Genomic DNA, 19,003 nt, shown 5'->3' with positions numbered 1-19,003 from the left:
AAGCTACCGCGTCGCCTGGGCGGATTCGATTGAGTCCGCCAGTATTTCCAGCCCGAGGTCGATCTCGGCATCGGATACGGTGAGCGCCGGCGCAATGCGGAAAACACCGCCCATGCCGGGCAGTTTGACGATGTTCATGCTGAGCCCTCGCAGCATCGCCTCCTGCATGATGCGGGCGCCGAGCTCGAAACCGAGCGCTTTCGTATGCCTGTCGGCCACGACCTCTAGCCCCAGCAGAAGCCCGCGGCCGCGCACGTCGCCGACACACTCGAACCGCTGTTGAAGTGACAGAAGGCCTTCCTTCAGGCGGTTGCCACGGGCGATTGCCTGCTCGACAAGGCCATCGCGGGCCACCACGTCGAGAACCGTAACGCCGACAGCCGCAGGCAACGGATCCGACACGTGGGTCGTATAGAAGAGAAAACCTCTCTCAAAGGCTTTCTGCTCCACCTCCTCGCTGGTCATTACCGCGGCGAGCGGGAGGCCGGCCCCCAGCGTTTTTGAAAGCGTCATGATGTCGGGTGTAACGCCATCCCGCTGAAAGGCGAACATGTGCCCGGTCCTTCCGACCCCTGTCTGGGCTTCATCGAGGATGAGCAGCATGCCGCGCTCGACGCACTTCTTCTTGAGCGCAGCAAGATAGCCGACGGGCAATTCGAGGATGCCACCGCTCGACAGAATTGGTTCGGCAATGAAGGCGGCAAGATTGCCGGTGGACTGGCGGTCTATCAGTTCGAAGGCGTCATCAAGCTCCGCCTTCCAGTCATTCGATCCATCAGAATTCGTGAATCGCGGACGATAGGCGTTCGGTGCGGGGATGACGAGCGAGCCAGCCGTTGCAGGGCCATAGCCCCTGCGGCCGGCGCTATAGGTCGCGGAAGCCGCCGCGCCGGTCATTCCGTGCCAGCTCTGGGCGAAAGCGACGATCTCGTGACCACCGGTGACGAGCTTCGCCATACGGATGGCCGCCTCGTTGGATTCGGCGCCCGTAGTCAGCAATTGTACCCGGTCGAGACCCGGCGCGAGAGCTGCCAGCCTCGCCGCGAGCTCGACCACGGGACGGGACAACATCCCGGAAAACAGATGCGCAACCGACGCCATCTGCCGGTTGACGGTGGCGACGATGTCGGGATGGGTGTGCCCGAGCAGGGCGCTCATCTGGCCGGAGGTGAAATCGAGGATGGCACGGTCATCCGCATCATAAACGAAACTCCCCTCGGCCCGCTCAACAATGATCTCCTCGAAGGCAGGCCCATAACGGGTGAGATGTCTGTTGGCCGCCGCCCAGAAGGCCGGCTCCGCATTCAACGATGTGAAGTTCTTCGAAAGATCGTCCATGCCGAGGTTCCCTGTGTCTGATTTTGCCGGACGATAACAGGCTCTTGCAGCGGCAGTCCAATTGATAGTATTTCAAGCGGATATAGATAATTTTGATATCGCCATGCTTGATCTCACACTTCTGAAGAACTTTGTCACCGTTGCCCGCGCAGGCTCCATCAGCACCGCAGCGACGCAGGTGGGGCGCACGCAATCGGCGCTCAGCACACAGATGCAGCGGCTGGAAGAACAGGTGGGGCAACCGTTGCTGCAACGAACCGGTGCGGGCGTACGGGTGACGGCGGCGGGCGAAAAACTGCTGGCCCATGCCAGCACCCTGCTTGCCCGTCATGACGAAATCCTCGCCGACATGAACGGCGCCACGGTCCAAGGCACGGTTAGCCTCGGATGTCCCGAAGATTATTCCATCGCCTTTCTTCCCGAATTGCTCAGGGGCTTCTGCGCCACCTATCCGGAAGTGGATTTGCGTATGGTCTGCGCGCCAACGATAGAGCTGCGCCCTCTCCTTCAGCGCCGTCAGATCGACATGGCGCTGGTTTCGCGCTCGGAACCGGATCACTCCGAGGTTCTTCGAAGGGAAAGCTTCGTCTGGGTGGCGGACAGGCCGGACACGGAACTTCTTGCCAAGGATGTGCTGCCGCTCGCTCTTTCGGCACCGGCGACCCTGGATCATCGCGCGGCGTGCAACGCCATGGAAACAGCCAATCGCCGCTACAGGATCGCCTTTGCCAGCAACAGCCTTGCGGGTCTCATCGCAATTGCGCGATCCGGCCATGCCATCAGCGTGCTCACGAGAACCGCTGTTCCACCGGATCTGCATGTCGTTAAAAGCTGGCTGCCTCCGCTGCCGACAATCGGCATAGCAATCGAATGCTCCGGCCCGCAGAGCTCCCCGGCGGCCAGGGCTTTGGGTGATCACATCCGTGCCGTTCTTCCAGGGTTGACCCCTTGAAACATTCCACCCAAGGCCACCGCATTCGCGCGGCTTTTGGATGAACGCAATACAGTTTTGCCCCAGAACCAAAAGAGGCCCGTTGTTCTTTTAAAACAACGAGCCTCTATCGTGCCGCTGGGCGGAGCGACCGGAGACAAATTCGCCTCCTGCACATGAACCTCAGATGAACAGCGACCCTTAACAAAGCCCGAGAAACCACCCGTAAGAATCCGGCGTAACGGCAGACCGGATCGTTGAGATAATTCCGACAGAGCTTGGAATTGCGTCGAGGGATCAGATCGGATCAAGACCTGCTCAACGAAAACGTGTATCCAGCGATCAGGGCAGCCATTTGGTCAAACCTTCGGACGCCCCTTCCGGGTGCACATCGGCAGGCGACCATCTGCGGCAGAAATATCTCATGGGGTTGATGGCTATGGGGCCAGCATTGCACATGCCGAGGGACCGGTGATGGAAACAAGACGAAACCGCGTCATCACGACTGGAATAATTCTGGGGCTTCTCGGCGCGATGATACCGATCGCCACCATGGCCTACGCATCATGGATCATCGCGGTCAGGAAGGATCAGGACATTTTGAAGACGCTTGCCGATCAGGCTATTCAACGGGCGTCGGACACGTTCAGGGACGCAGAGAATGCGCTCGATGAGGTGGAAGCTGCCCGCTTGCATCCCTGTTCCAACGACCACATAGAACTGATGCGCAGACTGACGATAAATGAACCGTCAGTGGAAGAAATCGGATATTTCGAAAACGGCATTCTAAAATGCACCTCCTGGGGAGCCACCCAGGAAACGATACGCCAATCGCCGATCGATTTTACGACCGGTCAGGGATTAGAGGTGGCTATTCGCGTGGAGCCAAGCGCCAGTCGCGGCACACGGATGATCGCCCTTCACCACGGCGCGCACGGCGCACTTGTCAAACCCTCGCGTTTTGTCGACATCCTCATGGACGACAGCATGTCCCTCGCTCTTACGAACGACCGGGGCATTTTGATAAATGAACTGAATGCACCTGACCGCGCCCTGGTGCCGGCACCGCTCGGCAAGCCCGAAAAGGGCATGACGGAAGACACCATCTATGCTGTCAGCCGCCATGACGATCTGGTGGCGATTGCGATGGAGCCACGTTCCAACGTCGCAGAGCAGGTGCGGCGTGAACGGCTCTTGTTTCTTCCCGCCGGGGCAATTGTCGCGGCCTTTGTGGTCGGCATCGTGGCATGGTTGTCGAAGAAGCGCCTGTCGCCACTCGCGGAGCTCGAGATAGCCGTTCGCAAACGGGAATTCATCGTTCATTACCAGCCCATCGTGGAATTGAAGACGGGCATCTGCGTTGGGGCGGAAGCGCTGGTGCGATGGAGGCGGCCGGACGGTACGCTTGTCCGCCCCGACCTGTTTATCCCCCTGGCGGAAGAAAGCGGCCTGATCATGCCGATCACCGATCAGGTCATCGACGCCGTCATCGCCGATCTTCGCAAGGTGCTTGTCGAGGACCGAACCCTGCACATCGCCATTAATCTCTGCGCGGACGACATCAAGTCTGGGCGTGTTCTCGCGGTCATCGCCAGCAAGCTTCAGCATACAGACATCCGGCCCGAGCAGATCTGGCTTGAGGCCACCGAGCGTGGCTTCATCGACATCAACGCGGCAAAGGTCACCCTTGCCGAGGCGCGCCAGCGCGGCCATTCGGTGGCGATCGACGATTTCGGAACCGGCTACTCCAGCCTTCAATATTTGCAGGGCCTTCCCCTGGACGCGTTGAAGATAGACAAATCCTTTGTCGACACGGTGGGCAAAGATACCGCAACGAGTTCGGTCACATCACACATCATCGGCATGGCGAAAGCGCTTGGCCTGTTCACCGTGGCAGAAGGTATCGAGGCGGAAGACCAGCGGGACTATCTGGAAGGTCAGGGTGTGGATTTCGGTCAAGGATGGCTGTTTGCGAAAGCGCTTCCCGCCAGCGAATTCCTTGCCTACCACCGTCACACGAAGCAGAAATACGGCGTCTCTCCCGAAATCATCAAGGCGGCGGGCAAATAGGACATGGTCGTGTGCGAGGTCGAATCCCGGGCTGGCAGGCAACACAGGTTGAAACTGCGATATCTCAAAAAGAGACCTCCCCAAAAGCATCTTGGAGGAGGCCAGTTGGGGAGGTCGTCCACGGTGACCAAGCCAGGGGCAGTTTCGGAGCGCTTGGCCACACAGCCCATCGGACGGGCCGCCCTCGAACCGGGCACTGCGGCAATTGTTCCCTGAAAGGCGTTTTTTGACTTCATGCGCATCCCAGGGGCAGCAATTGATACCCCTGAGAGAAAAGCGCGAACCTCAGCCGGCGGGAACATCATCTGGCGAGGCGAGTTAGGGGCGGTTCAACAACAGGAGAAACGCGATGCCCCGCGGCGACAAATCGTCCTATACGGACAAGCAGAAGCGCAAGGCCGAACATATCGAAGAAGGATATGAGGATCGTGGCGTACCCGAAAAAGAGGCCGAACGCAGGGCCTGGGCCACGGTGAACAAGGAGAGCGGCGGTGGCAAGAAATCCGGCGCCGGCCGCGGACACGCGGAAAACCACGCGCCATCGAAAAAGGGTGGCCGCAAGGGCGGCGAGGCCGCGGCTGCGAGACCCAAGACCGAACGGTCCGCCTCCGCCAAGAAAGCTGCGGCCACCCGCAAGCGCAATGAACAGCATGCACAGCATTGAACCGTAAACCGATCGTGTGTTCGCCAACCAGAGGCGCTGATGACGTCCATGACGTCATGACATCCGATGCGTGCAACATGAATGCCGGGGAAACCGTTCAGGAGGCCTGCGTGGCTGAACAATCAGCCACGGGCGGTCACCTCCCTTCCCAACCGGCACCGATCAGTCCCCCTCGGTTTCAGCGTTCTCTCCGCCCCGCATCATCGTCAGCAGCGGTTCGCGCGCGATGTTTTCTTCGATCCGCTGATGGCCAGAGGTTTCCGGTAGAGCCTTCTTGAAGTTTGCTGCGTAATCCTTCGGCATTTTCGGTGGCATCATCGGTTCGTATCTATCGACATTGGCCTGGATAATGACCGGTCCCTCCACTGCGAACGCCTCGTCAAGAACCCGCTCGATCTCATCAAATGTGGAGATCGTGAAACCTCTTCCCCCCATTGCATCTGCCGCCGCGGCAAAGTCGATCGGCGCGAGTTCGCAGGCGAATTGCGGGTGGCCGAGGAACATCATCTGCTCCCAGGCGATCTGGTTCAACATTCCATTGCATATGACCAGGATCCTGAGCGGCAGGCGATGCCGCACGGCGGTGGAAAATTCGCCCAGTTGCATTGCAAGGCCGCCATCGCCCACAACCGCATGCACATGCCGGCCGGGACACGCCAGTCCTGCGGCAATTGCATAGGGCAAACCGGAGGCCATCGAGGCGAGTGCACCTGAAACGGAAAAGGCATTTGTGGTCCTAAGATCGATGTGGCGCGCCGCCAACTCGGTATTCTGGCCTGAGTCGGTCACGAGCATTGCGTCCGAACCCATGCGTCGCCCGAAGGCATGAGCCACCGGCTGCGGCTTCAATGGGTGCGAGCGGTCCGAGGTGAGAAGCGCCATCTGCTCACGCCACCCGCGCATCTGGTCCTGTGCGGCTTCAAGAAAAGACCGGTCGCCCTTTTTGTCCAGCATGGCGTTCAGGCGGCGCAATATGTCGCCCGCATCGCCCACAAGGCCACACTGCACCGGATGACGAAGCCCAATGCGTTGCGGGTCGAGATCGATCTGGACTGCCTTGACTGCCCGGGGATCAGGGTAAAATTCGATATAGGGAAAAGTCGATCCGACAATCAGCAACGTGTCGCAGTTTTTCATGATTTCCTGGGATGGTGCAGTGCCCAGGATACCGATACCGCCGGTGGTGTATGGGTCGTCATCATCCAAGGCCGCCTTGCCGAGAAGCGCCTTCGCCACCGGTGCGCCCAGCAGTTCCGCGCTTTGCTTCAGCTGGTCGCGCGCTTCGATAGCACCGCGCCCGGCCAGGATAGCCACCCTTTTTCCGTCGTTGAGCAAGCCGGCGGCCTCTCGGACAAGATTGTCAGCGGGTTCGTGGCGGTAAGAGAACCATTCATTCGGAACGTGCCTCGGCAGGTTTCGCCGGGATCGGCCTTCCTCTTCTGCCGGCTTTTCCTGCGTGTCGTTGGCGACCGAAAGATGCGCCACACCGCGGCGGGCGAGAGCGGTCCGGCAGGCAAGGCTGGCGACATTTTCCATATGTGCCGCGTCGCTGACAACAGTATTGTAGACGCTGACATCTTCAAAGACCCGTGTCAGGTCAACATCCTGCTGCGTGAAGGTTTCGACTAGGTCATGATATTGCATCCCGGTGATCGCAAGGACAGGAACCTGATCGAGTTTGGCATCATAGAGGCCTGTCAGCAGATTGGTGCCGCCGGGTCCCGAGGTCGCGAGACAGACCCCCAGCTTTCCCGTCCATTTGGCGTAGGCCGTCGCTATGAAGGCCGCAGACTGCTCATGCCGGGTCTGGATAAACCTTACGGCGTCCTGACGCTTGCGCAGCGCTTCCATCACGCCATTGATACCATCGCCCGGAAGACCGAAGACGGTATCGACGTTCCATTCGATCAATGTCTCCACCAGAATATCGGCTGCTGTGGTCATTGTCCGTTCCTCGCTCCTGTCGCACCCCGCCGATTGCCGTCGGGATGCTCATTTTCCAAGAGAGTCGTATTCGGCTCCACGATACGACGCTGTCGGGGTCATCGCCGCGGCCGAAGCGAGCCCCAAGGCAGCAGACCCGTCACCCAGGCACGCGCCCCTCCACACGGCTTGCCCACCGGGTTCAGATGATCGGCTTGCCGCCGGTCACGGCTATGGTTGCGCCGGACACATAGCTCGACAGAGGCTCAGCCAGCATGACATAGGTTGTCGCCAACTCGGCCGGCTGGCCCGGGCGCTTCATCGGCACCTGCTTGCCAAACTCGGCTACTTTTTCCGCGGGCATGGTGGACGGTATGAGGGGTGTCCAGATCGGACCGGGCGCGACCGCATTCGCCCGGATGCCTTTTTCCGCCAGCAGCTGCGCCAGGCCAGCCGTAAAATTCTGGATCGCGCCCTTCGTGGTCGCATAAGCAAGGAGAGTCGGATTGGGACTGTCGGAATTGACGGAGGCGGTGTTGATGATTGCCGCCCCGGCCTTCATGTGTGGAACGGCTGCCTTCGTCAGATAGAACATTGCGTGGATATTGACGGCAAAAGTCATCTCCCACTCGTCGTCACTGATGTCTTCTATTTCGGTGAAGGTGTTCTGATGGGCCGCGTTGTTGACGAGGATGTCGATGCCGCCCAGTTCCGTACGGGCCTTTTCGACAATCTGGCGGCAATGGGAGGATGACTGGATGTCGCCCGCCACCAGAACCGCCCTGCGTCCGGCTTCCTCTACCAGACGCCTCGTTTCTTCAGCGTCATCGTGTTCGTCGAGATACGCTATCAATATATCGGCGCCCTCGCGCGCATAAGCGATGGCGACTGCCCGCCCGATACCGCTATCGCCACCGGTAATGATCGCCTTTTTTCCCTCCAGTCGGCCAGACCCTACATAGGTCTTTTCACCGTGATCAGGAACAGGTGACATCTCATTGGTACGGCCTGGGATTTTCTGTTGCTGTTCTGGAAAAGGGGGCTGCGGGTAACCGGTCATGGAGCTTTCCTGTCTTTCACAAAATAAACAAAGAAATCCCCGCGGCGCGCGCGGGGATCTTTCGGCTATCGGTAGTCACTAGGAGTTTTTATGGCTCTGCTGGCCGGCCTTTACATGCTGCTCATGCGTGCCGCCGCGGGTTTTGCCGTTGTCACCGCCGCCGGAGGCCGATGCAGACTGCGAACGCTTATCGCTGCCTTTATGGCTCTGCTGGCCTGCTTTCACGTGCTGTTCGTGCGTACCACCCTGATTTGCCATGGTATGTCTCCTCATGTTGGTGATTTATCACTCGCGCGCCTCATGGCCCGCACCAGTCGAACTGCGCGGCCCGAAAGGAGTTCCGAGATTTAACATTTCGTGAGGACGTATTTCACGGACCGGCGTGGAACGCTGGCTCGTGGCCCTTGAGCTTTTGGCCCAGATGGTCGGCAAGCCGCATGGCAAGCGCCACGGCCGGCAAGGTGGGATTGGCGTGCCCGCCCGTCGGGAACACGCAGCTCCCGGCGACATAGAGATTGGCGATACCGTGGACCTTGCAGTCACTATCCACCACGCCCGCATCGGCTGTTGCGGCCATCCGGGTCAAGCCGATCTGATGGAACCCGTCATAGGCCTGAACACGAAGAGCCTGCCGCCGCTCCGAAGAGGGGTGTAGAAAGTCGAGCTTCCCTACCCCATTTTCCCGCAGCCACTGATCCAGAAAAGCATGGGATTTTTCGATCGACTCCAGATCTTCCTCGCTGACCCGATAGTCTATGGCAACAGCGGCGGGCCGATCCTCCACGCCGGCGGGAGGCGGCAGAACCGTGCTGGCGTGATCAGGTATCTGCTCTGCGTGATAACGCAGGAGATAGCGCCGTGCCGGATTCACGAGCGGTTTATTGCGATCGCGGCGGCGGAGGAGCTGGCCGACTGTGGCCTGCAGATCGCGAAAAGCCGACAATGTAGGGACCAGATTCCGGAAATGCTCGCGATAACGAACGCCTGTGGTCAGGCGGGACCCTGCGGCCTTACCCTTGGCCAGAAGACCGTAAAGTCCGGTTAATTGCAGGGCGAGAAAGAGGGCGGAAAGACCGGCAGAATGGTGAATCGCGTTCGATATGGAGATAGTATCAAGCCAGAAGACGGAATTGAGCAGACCTAGACGCTGCTGAACATGCCCGGAAAGCTGGAACCTTCGACGGAAAATTCCGCCGGAAGGCGCTCTTTGAAAAGACAGCTGTTCCACCGTGGCGTCATTCTCAAGCTCGATCACGGCAATATAACCGGTAAGATGGCCTTGATAATAATGCCCGAGCGTCGGAGAAATACGCTCGGGCTGTTTCTTGCGTAGTTCGTGAAGCAAGCGGACATTGCCCACGCCGCCGCAGGCCAGCACAAGCGTCGTTACCGGAACACGCATGTCGCCATGCCCGTTGCTGAGCCGGACATCCGTAACCGCCCCCGTGGCGTCGACATCGATTGTCGTTGCGGATGTATCCGAAAGAAAATGTATCAAACGGGATTTTTCAATTCGCTCCCGGCATGTCACGCCAAGGTCCGGCTGGCTGCTCCACCACTCGATAGAGTCAAGATGGACATCTCCTGCCGGTGAAGCACCGACGCCCGGCGACAGAGCCGAAGCCCTGACATTCAGAAAGTGCAGGGCATCGGCATAATAGCGGCTTATACTCCCATGACCGATCGGCCACCCGGAATTGGGAACATGCGCACGCTCGAGAAAATCAATGTCATCGAACGGCACACAACGCCCGCCCCACAGTGACGTGGTTCCTCCGAGCCCTCCTGCTGTCGAAGAAGCCAGAGGCGCATGGTGGTGGTTTGTAATGCTGGCAAGCCGTCCATCATGACCACTTCGGCCTGCCTCCACCAGCAGAACACTTACGCCCTGTCTTTCGAGTGCAAAGGCAAGCGCGAGCCCGACCGGCCCCGCCCCAATAACGCAAACCTGAAACGATATCGAAGACGCGCCCGGATTGTATTCGACCATCACCCCTCGCTTCCACGGATCATTTCCACACTAACGGAAGGTGGGGGGTGCCTTGCAACGCCAAGTTTTCACCGTTCACTTCGCGCCACTCGCCCCCCCGGGCGGGAGCGCCGTACAGGCTAGCCAGAGAGCTCGCGGGACGCAAACCCGAGTGCGAGAGAAGAGCTAATGCGGCAGCGGCTTCGGAACCATGCAGATGAAGAGCAATTTCAAAGCCGCGCCGTTCCAGCCAACGGGCCACTTGGGGACCAGGTGGCGGTGCTGCGCACCGGCGGTACGTTGGCGCAAATTGCCACGCCACAGGAGTTGCTTGCGCGGCCGGCGGATGAATTCGTCGCAGACTTCATCGGCCGCGATCGCGGCTACCGGATCCTCGGTTTCGCCGAGTTCAAGGAAGGCATTTCTCTCGGCAAGGAGCCGACGGCGCCCCTCGGCACCAGTCCCGAGTCACTCCGTCAGATTGCCACAGACCGTTGGGTCCTGATAACCGACGCCGCAAATCGTCCGCTCGGCTGGGTGGACGTTGAAAGCACCGGAAATACCGTGCGCGAAGGCGACCTTAATCTCAGCGGGACCCTTGCTGTCGAGGGAAGCAGCCTGCGCCAAGTCCTCGACGCGGCGCTCAGTTCACCTTCAGGCCGGGGCGTGATTGTGAGGCCGTCCGGCGAACTCGTTGGCACTGTGACCTTGCCTGATGTTGTGGCCGCGATTGAGGCCGCGCGCAACGGCCGTCAGGGGACGAGGTCATGAGGTTCGACTGGTTATACCGCGAATCCGGCCGCATCGCCGAACTGTTCGCCTGGCACGTATGGCTTTCCGTCATCCCCGTTGTGATCGGACTCATCCTGGCGCTGCCCCTCGGATGGCTCGCGCAGCGGGCAGGTCTTTTTCGCTCCGCAATGCTCGGCGCAGCCGGGCTGCTTTACACCATTCCTTCGCTGGCGCTGTTCGTCCTTCTGCCGCTCGTGTTGGGTACACGCATCCTCGATCCTCTGAACGTCGTCGTCGCACTGACGATCTATGCGCTGGCTCTTCTGGTGCGAACCGTCAGCGACGGACTGGAGTCGGTGTCGCCGGATGTTGTCCAGGCCGCAAATGCCATGGGGTATCGCCCCATGCACCGTCTGCTCTTCGTCGAACTTCCCCTCGCCGTTCCCGTGATTGCAGCGGGCCTGCGCGTAGCCGTGGTTTCGAATGTCAGCATCGTCTCGGTCGCGGCGCTCGTGGGGACACCCCAGCTCGGCCTGCTTTTCACACAGGGACTGCAACTGCGCTTTCTGACACCGATCATTGCAGGCATTATCCTGTGTATTGTTCTGGCGGTCCTTCTGGATGGCATTGTGCTTTTCATCGCGCGTCGTCTCACACCGTGGCAGGCTGGAGGTGCTGAAAGATGATCGACTGGTTTTCAAACCCGGCACACTGGACCGGCAATGACGGTGTCTTCGCGCTTATTGTGCAGCACCTGGTGTATAGTTCCATCGCCCTCTTTTTTGCGTGCCTGATCGGCCTGCCGGTCGGCCTCTATGTCGGACACACCGGCCGTGGCGTTTTCCTGATCGCCGGTCTCGCCAATGCCTTACGTGCACTTCCGAGCCTTGGCCTGATCGTTCTGCTGGTAATCCTGTTCGGACCCGTCTTTTCGTCAGACATGGCCTTTATTCTCCCCAGCATCGTCGTTCTGGTGCTTCTGGCGGTGCCGCCCATCATGAATGGCACATATGCCGGCGTTGCGGCGGTTGATCCGGCCGCGGTCGATGCGGCGCGCGGCATGGGCAAACGCCCGCTCGACATTCTCTTCGACGTGGAACTGCCATGCGCACTGCCGCTGATCTTTTCCGGTCTGCGCAGCGCGACATTGCAAATCATTTCAACCGCAACGATCGCCGCTTACGTGTCACTCGGCGGACTGGGCCGCTTGATCATCGATGGGCGGGCGCAAAACGACTATTATCAGATGGCAGCGGGCGCCGTGCTTGTTGGCGCTCTGGCGCTGGCCGTCGACCTGACGATAGGCATCATCTCGAAGCTGACGATCTCACCCGGACTGACGCGCCGCCATTAGGCGCGACATGCCCGAAAGACCGACGCATTTTCACCCAGTAAAAAACAAGAGGAGCAGCTGCATGGCATTCAGGATTTTAAAAGCCGCTGGCGCATTGGCCTTTATGGCGCTTTCGGCGACCACATCGTTCGGCCAGACCGACCCGCTGGGCGCGGCTCCGGCGGCGCGAACGGACACCTCGACCATCATCGTCGGCTCTGCCGACTTCCCCGAAAGCCAGCTTCTGGCGACCATCTACGCCAAGGCGCTTGCTGCAAAGGGCATCAAGGTGGAGACGAAACTCAGCATCGGCAGCCGTGAGGTCTACATCCCCGCCCTGCTCGACGGCTCGATCGATCTCCTGCCCGAATATGCGGGTGCGACGCTGAGCTATCTCGACAAAAACGCCACGGCGCATGCACCGGCGGACGTGGCGGCTGCGCTCAAGGCCGCTCTGCCAAAGGGCGTGTCGATGCTGACGCCCTCTGAAGCACAGGACTCGGACGGCGTCGCCGTGACACGCGCAACCGCCGAGAAATACAAGCTGAAGACAATTGCCGATCTGGCACCGGTCGCCTCAGAATTGGTGCTCGGCGGTCCGCCGGAATGGAAAACCCGTAAAGAAGGCATCATCGGCCTCAAGGACATTTACGGCCTGGAGTTCAAGTCCTTCAAGTCGCTCGATGTCGGCGGTCCCTTGACGCTGTCTGCGCTGGTGAACGATCAGGTACAGGCGGCAAACCTTTTCTCGACGGATCCCGCCATTGCCGCCAATGATCTCATCATTCTTGAAGATGTGAAGAACCTCTTCCCGGCACAGAACATCGTCCCGGTTATCGCGACGCCAAAAGTCAGCGATGTCGTAACAACGACGCTCAACGCCGTATCCGCAGCCTTGACCACCAAGGATCTCATCGTCATGAACGGTCGACTGGCCAATCATGACAGCTTCGACGTCGTCGCCGAAGAGTGGCTCACGGCCCACAAGTTGAACTGATCATCATTTGCGGGTATGGCACACCCATACCCGCATACATGCATTTCCCTATGTCAGACGCCGAGATTTCGGGCTGTGACGACCAAGCGACTTGGAACCCATGCACACGGTAAAGAAACAGGTCGAAAATCGGCAGGATGAAGCGGCAATTTCCCCGCCGCTCTACGTCAAACTCAAGGACTACGTTCGCAGCCGCGTCGAAACGGGCGAATGGTCGATCGGCCAGCGTGTACCATCAGAGAATGAACTGGTGGACATGCTCGGTGTCAGCCGCATGACCGCCAACCGGGCGCTGCGCGAACTGGCGGACGAAGGATTTCTGGTCCGTGTCCGAGGCAAAGGCTCGTTCGTTGCAAGTAAAAAGCGAACGTCCCAATTCCAAAGTGTTCCCAATATTGCCGACGAGATCAACCAGAATGGCGGCATTCACACGGCAAAGATCGTTCTGCTTCGCACGGAGACATGCGATGCCGAACTCGCCGAAGCGCTCTCTGTCGATGTGGGCGCGACGGTTGCTCATTCGATTATCGTCCACGCGGAAGATTCCGTCCCGATGCAGATCGAAGATCGTTTCGTAAACCACGGGATCGTCCCGGATTACGTCAATCAGGACTTCAGCGCCAGAACGCCGAACGGCTATCTCACCGCCGTGGCACCGATCATCAGGGCTGAACAACATATCGAGGCCGTTACGGCGCAGCCGTGGGAATGCAAGCTTTTGGCGATCTCCAAAGCAGAGCCCTGCCTTCTGGTGCGACGCCGGACATGGTCTGACGTTGGCGTCATCTCGTCGGTGCGCCTGCTCTATCCCGGAAGCCGCTACCGCCTGTACAGCACCTGATACACAGGCAGGCGTACAAACCGGATCAGTCAATGGCAACACAATGTCGTCGTCTTCCGTCTAGACGGCGTTCCCCGAGGAGAACCTCATGACGGTCATGCTGGACAAGGCCCTGAGCTGGCACGATGTCGCCCTTGTGAGCCAAGGCGATCATCTCGTCCTTTCGGACGAAGCCTACCGGCGGATCGAAAGGGCAAGCCGAATTGTCGACGGCATCGTTGAAAACGGTATCCGTGCCTATGGCGTCAACACCGGTGTTGGCGCTCTGGCTGACACGGTGGTCGATCGCGCTGCCCAGGGAAAGCTTTCCCGCAGTATCGTTCTCAGTCACGCCTGCGGCGTCGGCCCATTGCTTGGCCGTCACGAGGTACGCGCAATCATTGCCTCACAAATAGCCAACTTCGCCCATGGTTACTCCGGTGTCCGCAGGGAGATCGTTGCCCATCTGACGAGGTTCCTGGAATGCGACTGTATCCCTGATGTGCCCTCAAGAGGGTCAGCCGGATATTTGATACATAATGCCCATATTGCGCTCGTGTTGATTGGCGAAGGCAGGGCAAAGCTCGGTGGCAAATCATTCAGCGGTCGGGACGCTTTGGCGGAAATGGGCCTTCAACCGCTCGTTCTTGGCGCCAAGGAAGGTTTGAGCCTTGTCAATGGCACGTCATGTGCGACGGGCCTCTCCAGTGTCGCTCTGGCACGCGCAGCACGGCTGCTTGATTGGGCGGATGCTATTGCCGCGCTGACTCTGGAAGCGGTCGGTTGCCAGATGTCGGCCTTCGAAGAAGCCGTGCTCTCGCTACGCTCCTCACCGGGCATGGCAACGGTGGGAAAAGCCCTCGGGACGCGTCTTGAAGGCAGCGGTCTCATCGAAGCGTCGCTTGGCAAGCGTACACAGGATGCCCTCAGCCTGCGCGCCATTCCCCACGCGCATGGCGCGGCACGCGATGTGTTCGATAGCTGCGCGACCATCATCGACCGAGAACTGGCCTCCGTGACAGACAATCCGGCGCTCGCCGGGTCACCGGAAGAGCCCATCGTATGGTCGCAGGCTCACGCGGTGGCCCCGGCCCTTGGACAGGCAGCCGATAGTCTTGCCATCGCACTCTCCCAGATCGCGGCGATGAGCGAACGGCGGATTGACAGGCTCGTCAACCCTCTGGTGAGCGGGCTTCCTCCATTTCTCGCTTCCGATCCCGGCAGCCATTCCGGTTTCATGATCGCGCAATATACCGCAGCTGCGCTGTCCAACGAAAACCGGCGCCTTGCGGCGCCCGCTTCCACCGATGGCGGGCTGACCTCCGCTCTGCAAGAAGACTTCCTGGCCCATCCAACCGCCGCCGCCAACAAGCTCCTCGCAATTATCGAAAATGCCGAATATATCCTGTCGATAGAATGGATGGCGGCGACACAGGCGCATGATTTCATTCAATCCGTTGCGGCAAGGGCGCCCGGTACCGACGCGCTCTACGGCCTGCTCCGCACCCATGTCGCCCCTTACTCGGATGACCGGCCGCCTTCGGCGGACATCGAGGCTATCCGATCCCTTATGTCGCAAAACACGCCGCCAAACTGATATCAGGCGGCGCTACAGGCACATGCAAAACCGATTGACGGCCACACTGTCTCCAGCTTCTCCGTCACATCGCGAGTTTAATATCCATACCCTTAGCGCGGATGAAGGGCAGGCCTCTGCGCCGCGCGGTCCAGCCGACAACGTGAAGGCCTGCTGCTGCCGGCTCATATCGTTGGGCAATCATCCAGGATTTGCAATCAATCGCGGCAATATCGGCATCACCGCGGGCAACGGCAATCACCGAAGCGCGGTGCGAGCCAGTCTCAACCAGTTCCCGCAACATAGCGAGGCCTTGACCGGCCGCCTGTAAATCGCGTTTGAGGCTGAGATAACCGGACAGGGACCGGCGCTCATTAAACGCCAGCCTTTTCTGACTGAAAAATCCGAGCGGCAGAATTGCCTCGCCTTCCTCGGACGGGGCGACGTCGTCGCCGCCTTCACCAATGCGGGCGATGAGGGCACTTGAGTAAAATGAACCCGCGCCGCCTGTGATCCCGTCATAATTGCCCTGACCGACGACCTCGACGTGATCTTCGAGGCCAAGCTCCATAGGACCCCAGCATGTCTGGGAAACGAGAAGGTTTGGATGGCGCCACAAGACTGCGAGATCGAGGGAGAAAGGATCAAGCGTGGCAGGATCCGGAGCGATGACGGATCCTGCCTCATCACGAATGCCACCGGGAACAGGCGGCATATCTGCGTTGCTCCGGACAAGACGCTCGGGAGCACCGATACCTTGCGCAAGAAATCTTACGCGCATTCCCGCCCACACGGCATCGGTCTCAGCACGCAATTCCGGCCAGTCATACATCGGCAGCGCCGCTATCAAGGTCACGTTGAGGCGTCCGATCTCAAGGAATTATCGGGCATCACGTAGGCTACGAAATCAGTTGGCACATAGGCCACGGCCGTTGTTGCGGGAACCAATTCGGGCCGTCCCAATACGGGATGCACTACCGGCTCTTTCGCACGGAAGGCAAAAGCGCGGAAAACCTCGAAGTAATTGGCAAAAACATAGCCCTCGTTCATCGTCTGCCATTCGGCGCGTCTGGCCTTATAAAGCGATGGCAGCTTATACCACGCTGCAGTCGGCAGCTTGTGATGCACGAAATGCAGGTTGTTGTAGAGAAACAGGGGGGCCAGAACGGAGTTCTCGACGATGATCGTTCGCCCGTCCGGCCGCTCGGCCCACTGGTGCTCACAATAGGAGCGGATGGCGATGATGGAAATGCCGAGATAGGCAGCGACACCGATATATTGCCAGAGCGGAATACCGAACAGCAGGGATATGACCAGCAACGTGGGAATGAGACCAGCCATATGCAGAACCCAGGCATAGATGACCCGCCGGTCACCTTTGGCGATCTTTCGCCACTCCGATATCGTGAATCCGACGACCATCAGCGGCGGACCGATCAGAAGGCGTCCAATCAGCGTGTTGTTCCATCCGAGCAATGTCTTTAAAAATCCAGGCAAAGTCTCCCAGTCGCCCATGGCGCGGTAATAGCTTTCCGGGTCATCGAACGGGTCCGTCAGCCGCTCATCCGCATGGTGCTGCAGATGTGTCCGCTTGTAGCTGCGGTAGGGATAGAAAATCCCGAGCGGGGCAAACACCAGCGCTTCATTGAGCCTTGCGTTGCGGGTCGGATGCCCATGCAGCACCTCGTGCTGAAGTGATGAATGCAACGCGACAGCGATGCCCATCAAGACAAGCGCTGCAAACGGATAAAGCGGATAGAGGGCGTAACCAGCGCCGGCCCAGAGACCATAACAGACGATCAGCAATCCTATCGTCGGCCACTCGATCCTGAGCGACTTCGGGCGAGGCCGGCTTACTGCGTTGGATTCACTGGCAATGTCACTCATAATATCCCTCGATTAGAATGTAATGAGAGATTTACACCCCAGGGCGCGGTACACAACAGGATTATGGTTACCAACCGTTGATTTTGATCACAAAAAGTAGAATATGGTGATAATTGTAAACAACGAGGTGAAAAGTGGACAAGCGCGCGCTTTCCAACCTGTTTCGCATCAGGCTGACGGAGCTGGTTTCCCGCTCCGGATTAAGTCATTCGGCCTTTGCAGCCGAGATCGGGATCGACCGATCGGCTCTCTCGCAACTTCTATCAAGCGATTCGGCGCGGCTGCCGCGCGTTGAAACGCTTCTGAATATTGCCGAACGTCATTCCGTTTCACTGGACTGGCTGCTTGGCATTTCGCACGATCCGGGGCTGATGGGCGAACTGCGCCCGAGCTTCGAGATAGAGGAAGGTGGCGAAGACTACACCGACACCCTCCTGATGAAGTGGCATGCAGAGGCCGCGGGCTCCAAGATACGCTACGTGCCGGCCCGCATTCCCGACCTGCTCCGCACGCCACAGATCATCGCCTTCGAGGCGAGATCCGCGCATCAAAGCGTCAAGGCGCAAGCAAGCGAAACGGCATTCAGGCTCGATTACAATCGTCAACCCGGCACGGACATGGAAGTGTGTATGCCACGCGAGACACTTGAGGCCTTTGCCCAGGGGAGCGGCATGTGGCGGGGACTGAAAAGGGAGATACGTGCCGAGCAGCTTCAGTACATGTCAAACCTGATCAATGAACTCTATCCGTCGTTCAGATTGTTCCTGTTTAATGAGAAAGAACGGTTTTCCGTGCCCTATACGATTTTCGGATCGCAACGCGCTGCGATTTTCGTCGGCGGCATGTATCTCGTGCTGAACAATGCTGAATCCATCCGAAAGATGCAGCGGCACTTCGATGAGTTGATCCGCTTCACGCGTGTTCACGCGCACCAGACTGCCGACTTCGTCAGGACGCTCGAAGTTTCGTGAAGCGAGCCCTCGGCATCCGCCGTCCAGAAATCATCCGACACAAGGCCTGCAACGCGATCTAAATCCGGACTGAGCCGCCGCGTCGTTCACGCTCTGCCCGCTTGGGATCATCCTCCCACGCTCCGGCTGCTTCCGCCGTTCCGGGCTCGCCCTGTTCCCAAAATACCGGGCGCGCCGTCCGCCTCAGTGAGATCGCCATGTTCGCGGACAACAATGGTGACGGTTGCCTGATGCCCACGCGGCGCCACCGGAACTTTCGTTGGTGGCGAAGGTTGGGGCAGGACAATATTGCTTCACACCTCAAAGGGAGAATGAAATGGGCACCGATCGCGAGGAATGGATTTCGAAGCGCGCTTACGAACTGTGGGAGCAGGCCGGTCGTCCGGAAGGTCAGGACGAAGAGCAGTGGCATGCCGCAAGTGCCGAGTGGGAAAGTGAATTCGGTCCGGTCGACGCCCCGGTCCCGGACGGCGCAGCGGAGGAAAACCTGTCACCGCAAACGTAACAGAAGCTCAATTTCACCACAAAACTGCCAGACTGTTCAGGAGCGGCGCAACGTCCTGAACAGTCGCTCATCTCCGGGGCGATAATACCAGCGCCCGCCGGTCTTTGTCTGTTCCGGCCGACATCGGATAACTCACTCGCGAAACCGAATGGCCCATGCCTCTGGCTGCAAGATTGTCGCCATACGGGAGGGAACGTTCCTGACGCATTTGTGTTTCTCATGCGACG

The 19,003-nt window shown here is 59.2% G+C and carries 18 protein-coding genes; 11 read left to right on the top strand and 7 right to left on the bottom strand.

Going from position 1 to position 19,003, the window contains the following annotated elements; genetic code table 11:
* Positions 1–3 precede the first annotated feature (3 nt).
* Positions 4–1,338: an aspartate aminotransferase family protein gene (locus DOU54_RS16040; RefSeq protein ID WP_113731622.1), complete on the bottom strand. Its 1,335-nt coding sequence runs from the start codon at positions 1,336–1,338 to the stop codon at positions 4–6.
* 103 nt (positions 1,339–1,441) lie between these two features.
* Here DOU54_RS16040 and DOU54_RS16035 point away from each other — a divergent pair, with 103 nt between their 5' ends.
* The 3 genes from DOU54_RS16035 to DOU54_RS16025 all read left to right on the top strand — a co-directional run bounded on the left by DOU54_RS16035 (position 1,442) and on the right by DOU54_RS16025 (position 5,003).
* Positions 1,442–2,290 (top strand): LysR family transcriptional regulator, encoded by an 849-nt coding sequence (locus tag DOU54_RS16035; protein WP_004438158.1) that lies wholly within the window; start codon positions 1,442–1,444, stop codon positions 2,288–2,290.
* Between the two features lie 453 nt (positions 2,291–2,743).
* Complete coding sequence (locus DOU54_RS16030) at positions 2,744–4,339, top strand: EAL domain-containing protein (RefSeq protein ID WP_113731621.1); 1,596 nt, start codon at positions 2,744–2,746, stop codon at positions 4,337–4,339.
* Positions 4,340–4,688: 349 nt separating this feature from the next.
* Positions 4,689–5,003: a hypothetical protein gene (locus tag DOU54_RS16025; RefSeq protein ID WP_022563537.1), complete on the top strand. Its 315-nt coding sequence runs from the start codon at positions 4,689–4,691 to the stop codon at positions 5,001–5,003.
* A 162-nt stretch (positions 5,004–5,165) separates the two neighbouring features.
* On the opposite strand, the gene DOU54_RS16020 is transcribed toward DOU54_RS16025, so the two are convergent.
* The 4 genes from DOU54_RS16020 to DOU54_RS16005 form a co-directional block, all read right to left on the bottom strand.
* Entirely contained in the window at positions 5,166–6,947 is a 1,782-nt protein-coding gene (locus tag DOU54_RS16020; protein WP_113731620.1) for a thiamine pyrophosphate-binding protein, read from the bottom strand.
* 181 nt (positions 6,948–7,128) lie between these two features.
* Positions 7,129–7,986, bottom strand: a complete 858-nt coding sequence (locus tag DOU54_RS16015; RefSeq protein WP_022563535.1) for an SDR family oxidoreductase — start codon at positions 7,984–7,986, stop codon at positions 7,129–7,131.
* A gap of 78 nt (positions 7,987–8,064) precedes the next feature.
* On the bottom strand, positions 8,065–8,244 hold the full coding sequence (locus DOU54_RS16010) for a hypothetical protein (RefSeq protein WP_004438143.1): 180 nt from the start codon (positions 8,242–8,244) through the stop codon (positions 8,065–8,067).
* A gap of 112 nt (positions 8,245–8,356) precedes the next feature.
* The gene (locus tag DOU54_RS16005; RefSeq protein WP_113731619.1) at positions 8,357–9,976 is read right to left on the bottom strand and encodes an FAD-dependent oxidoreductase; all 1,620 of its coding nucleotides are present in this window, start codon (positions 9,974–9,976) and stop codon (positions 8,357–8,359) included.
* A gap of 168 nt (positions 9,977–10,144) precedes the next feature.
* On the opposite strand from DOU54_RS16005, the gene DOU54_RS16000 reads away from it, so the two are divergent.
* From DOU54_RS16000 to DOU54_RS15975, 6 genes are all read left to right on the top strand, one after another.
* The gene (locus DOU54_RS16000; protein ID WP_193603376.1) at positions 10,145–10,726 is read left to right on the top strand and encodes a hypothetical protein; all 582 of its coding nucleotides are present in this window, start codon (positions 10,145–10,147) and stop codon (positions 10,724–10,726) included.
* Positions 10,723–11,373, top strand: coding sequence for an ABC transporter permease (locus DOU54_RS15995; protein ID WP_006698697.1), 651 nt, complete (start codon positions 10,723–10,725; stop codon positions 11,371–11,373). Before DOU54_RS16000 ends, DOU54_RS15995 begins: the two co-directional genes overlap by 4 nt.
* Positions 11,370–12,041, top strand: coding sequence for an ABC transporter permease (locus tag DOU54_RS15990; protein ID WP_004438136.1), 672 nt, complete (start codon positions 11,370–11,372; stop codon positions 12,039–12,041). The genes DOU54_RS15995 and DOU54_RS15990 overlap by 4 nt, the downstream gene beginning before the upstream one ends.
* Positions 12,042–12,102: 61 nt before the next feature.
* Entirely contained in the window at positions 12,103–13,017 is a 915-nt protein-coding gene (locus tag DOU54_RS15985; protein WP_022563532.1) for an ABC transporter substrate-binding protein, read from the top strand.
* 100 nt (positions 13,018–13,117) lie between these two features.
* Positions 13,118–13,858, top strand: a complete 741-nt coding sequence (gene hutC / locus DOU54_RS15980) for a histidine utilization transcriptional repressor HutC (RefSeq protein WP_004438134.1) — start codon at positions 13,118–13,120, stop codon at positions 13,856–13,858.
* A gap of 88 nt (positions 13,859–13,946) precedes the next feature.
* Positions 13,947–15,434 carry an HAL/PAL/TAL family ammonia-lyase gene (locus DOU54_RS15975; RefSeq protein ID WP_113731618.1) on the top strand — a complete coding sequence of 496 codons (1,488 nt, stop codon included), beginning with the start codon at positions 13,947–13,949 and terminating at the stop codon, positions 15,432–15,434.
* A gap of 64 nt (positions 15,435–15,498) precedes the next feature.
* Here the strand turns inward: DOU54_RS15975 and DOU54_RS15970 are convergent, their stop codons facing one another.
* Both DOU54_RS15970 and DOU54_RS15965 read right to left on the bottom strand, forming a co-directional pair.
* On the bottom strand, positions 15,499–16,245 hold the full coding sequence (locus DOU54_RS15970; RefSeq protein ID WP_113731692.1) for a phosphate/phosphite/phosphonate ABC transporter substrate-binding protein: 747 nt from the start codon (positions 16,243–16,245) through the stop codon (positions 15,499–15,501).
* 20 nt (positions 16,246–16,265) lie between these two features.
* Complete coding sequence (locus tag DOU54_RS15965) at positions 16,266–17,300, bottom strand: fatty acid desaturase (protein WP_022563528.1); 1,035 nt, start codon at positions 17,298–17,300, stop codon at positions 16,266–16,268.
* A 134-nt stretch (positions 17,301–17,434) separates the two neighbouring features.
* On the opposite strand from DOU54_RS15965, the gene DOU54_RS15960 reads away from it, so the two are divergent.
* Together DOU54_RS15960 and DOU54_RS15955 are read left to right on the top strand one after the other, a co-directional pair.
* The gene (locus DOU54_RS15960) at positions 17,435–18,271 is read left to right on the top strand and encodes a helix-turn-helix domain-containing protein (protein WP_006698704.1); all 837 of its coding nucleotides are present in this window, start codon (positions 17,435–17,437) and stop codon (positions 18,269–18,271) included.
* 316 nt (positions 18,272–18,587) lie between these two features.
* Positions 18,588–18,776 (top strand): DUF2934 domain-containing protein, encoded by a 189-nt coding sequence (locus DOU54_RS15955; RefSeq protein ID WP_004438121.1) that lies wholly within the window; start codon positions 18,588–18,590, stop codon positions 18,774–18,776.
* The last annotated feature ends 227 nt before the right edge of the window (positions 18,777–19,003 follow it).

Source organism: Agrobacterium sp. MS2 (genome assembly GCF_003261015.1).
GTDB lineage: Bacteria > Pseudomonadota > Alphaproteobacteria > Rhizobiales > Rhizobiaceae > Agrobacterium > Agrobacterium pusense.
The sequence above is the reverse complement of the archived record's forward strand: the minus strand, read 5'-3'. Positions and strand labels throughout refer to the sequence as shown.

Coding starts and splice junctions, on each gene's coding strand:
- DOU54_RS16040 (WP_113731622.1), bottom strand. CDS start 1,338: ATGGACGATCTTTCGAAGAACTTCACATCGTTGAATGCGGAGCCGGCC.
- DOU54_RS16035 (WP_004438158.1), top strand. CDS start 1,442: ATGCTTGATCTCACACTTCTGAAGAACTTTGTCACCGTTGCCCGCGCA.
- DOU54_RS16030 (WP_113731621.1), top strand. CDS start 2,744: ATGGAAACAAGACGAAACCGCGTCATCACGACTGGAATAATTCTGGGG.
- DOU54_RS16025 (WP_022563537.1), top strand. CDS start 4,689: ATGCCCCGCGGCGACAAATCGTCCTATACGGACAAGCAGAAGCGCAAG.
- DOU54_RS16020 (WP_113731620.1), bottom strand. CDS start 6,947: ATGACCACAGCAGCCGATATTCTGGTGGAGACATTGATCGAATGGAAC.
- DOU54_RS16015 (WP_022563535.1), bottom strand. CDS start 7,986: ATGACCGGTTACCCGCAGCCCCCTTTTCCAGAACAGCAACAGAAAATC.
- DOU54_RS16010 (WP_004438143.1), bottom strand. CDS start 8,244: ATGGCAAATCAGGGTGGTACGCACGAACAGCACGTGAAAGCAGGCCAG.
- DOU54_RS16005 (WP_113731619.1), bottom strand. CDS start 9,976: ATGGTCGAATACAATCCGGGCGCGTCTTCGATATCGTTTCAGGTTTGC.
- DOU54_RS16000 (WP_193603376.1), top strand. CDS start 10,145: ATGCGGCAGCGGCTTCGGAACCATGCAGATGAAGAGCAATTTCAAAGC.
- DOU54_RS15995 (WP_006698697.1), top strand. CDS start 10,723: ATGAGGTTCGACTGGTTATACCGCGAATCCGGCCGCATCGCCGAACTG.
- DOU54_RS15990 (WP_004438136.1), top strand. CDS start 11,370: ATGATCGACTGGTTTTCAAACCCGGCACACTGGACCGGCAATGACGGT.
- DOU54_RS15985 (WP_022563532.1), top strand. CDS start 12,103: ATGGCATTCAGGATTTTAAAAGCCGCTGGCGCATTGGCCTTTATGGCG.
- hutC (WP_004438134.1), top strand. CDS start 13,118: ATGCACACGGTAAAGAAACAGGTCGAAAATCGGCAGGATGAAGCGGCA.
- DOU54_RS15975 (WP_113731618.1), top strand. CDS start 13,947: ATGACGGTCATGCTGGACAAGGCCCTGAGCTGGCACGATGTCGCCCTT.
- DOU54_RS15970 (WP_113731692.1), bottom strand. CDS start 16,245: ATGTATGACTGGCCGGAATTGCGTGCTGAGACCGATGCCGTGTGGGCG.
- DOU54_RS15965 (WP_022563528.1), bottom strand. CDS start 17,300: ATGAGTGACATTGCCAGTGAATCCAACGCAGTAAGCCGGCCTCGCCCG.
- DOU54_RS15955 (WP_004438121.1), top strand. CDS start 18,588: ATGGGCACCGATCGCGAGGAATGGATTTCGAAGCGCGCTTACGAACTG.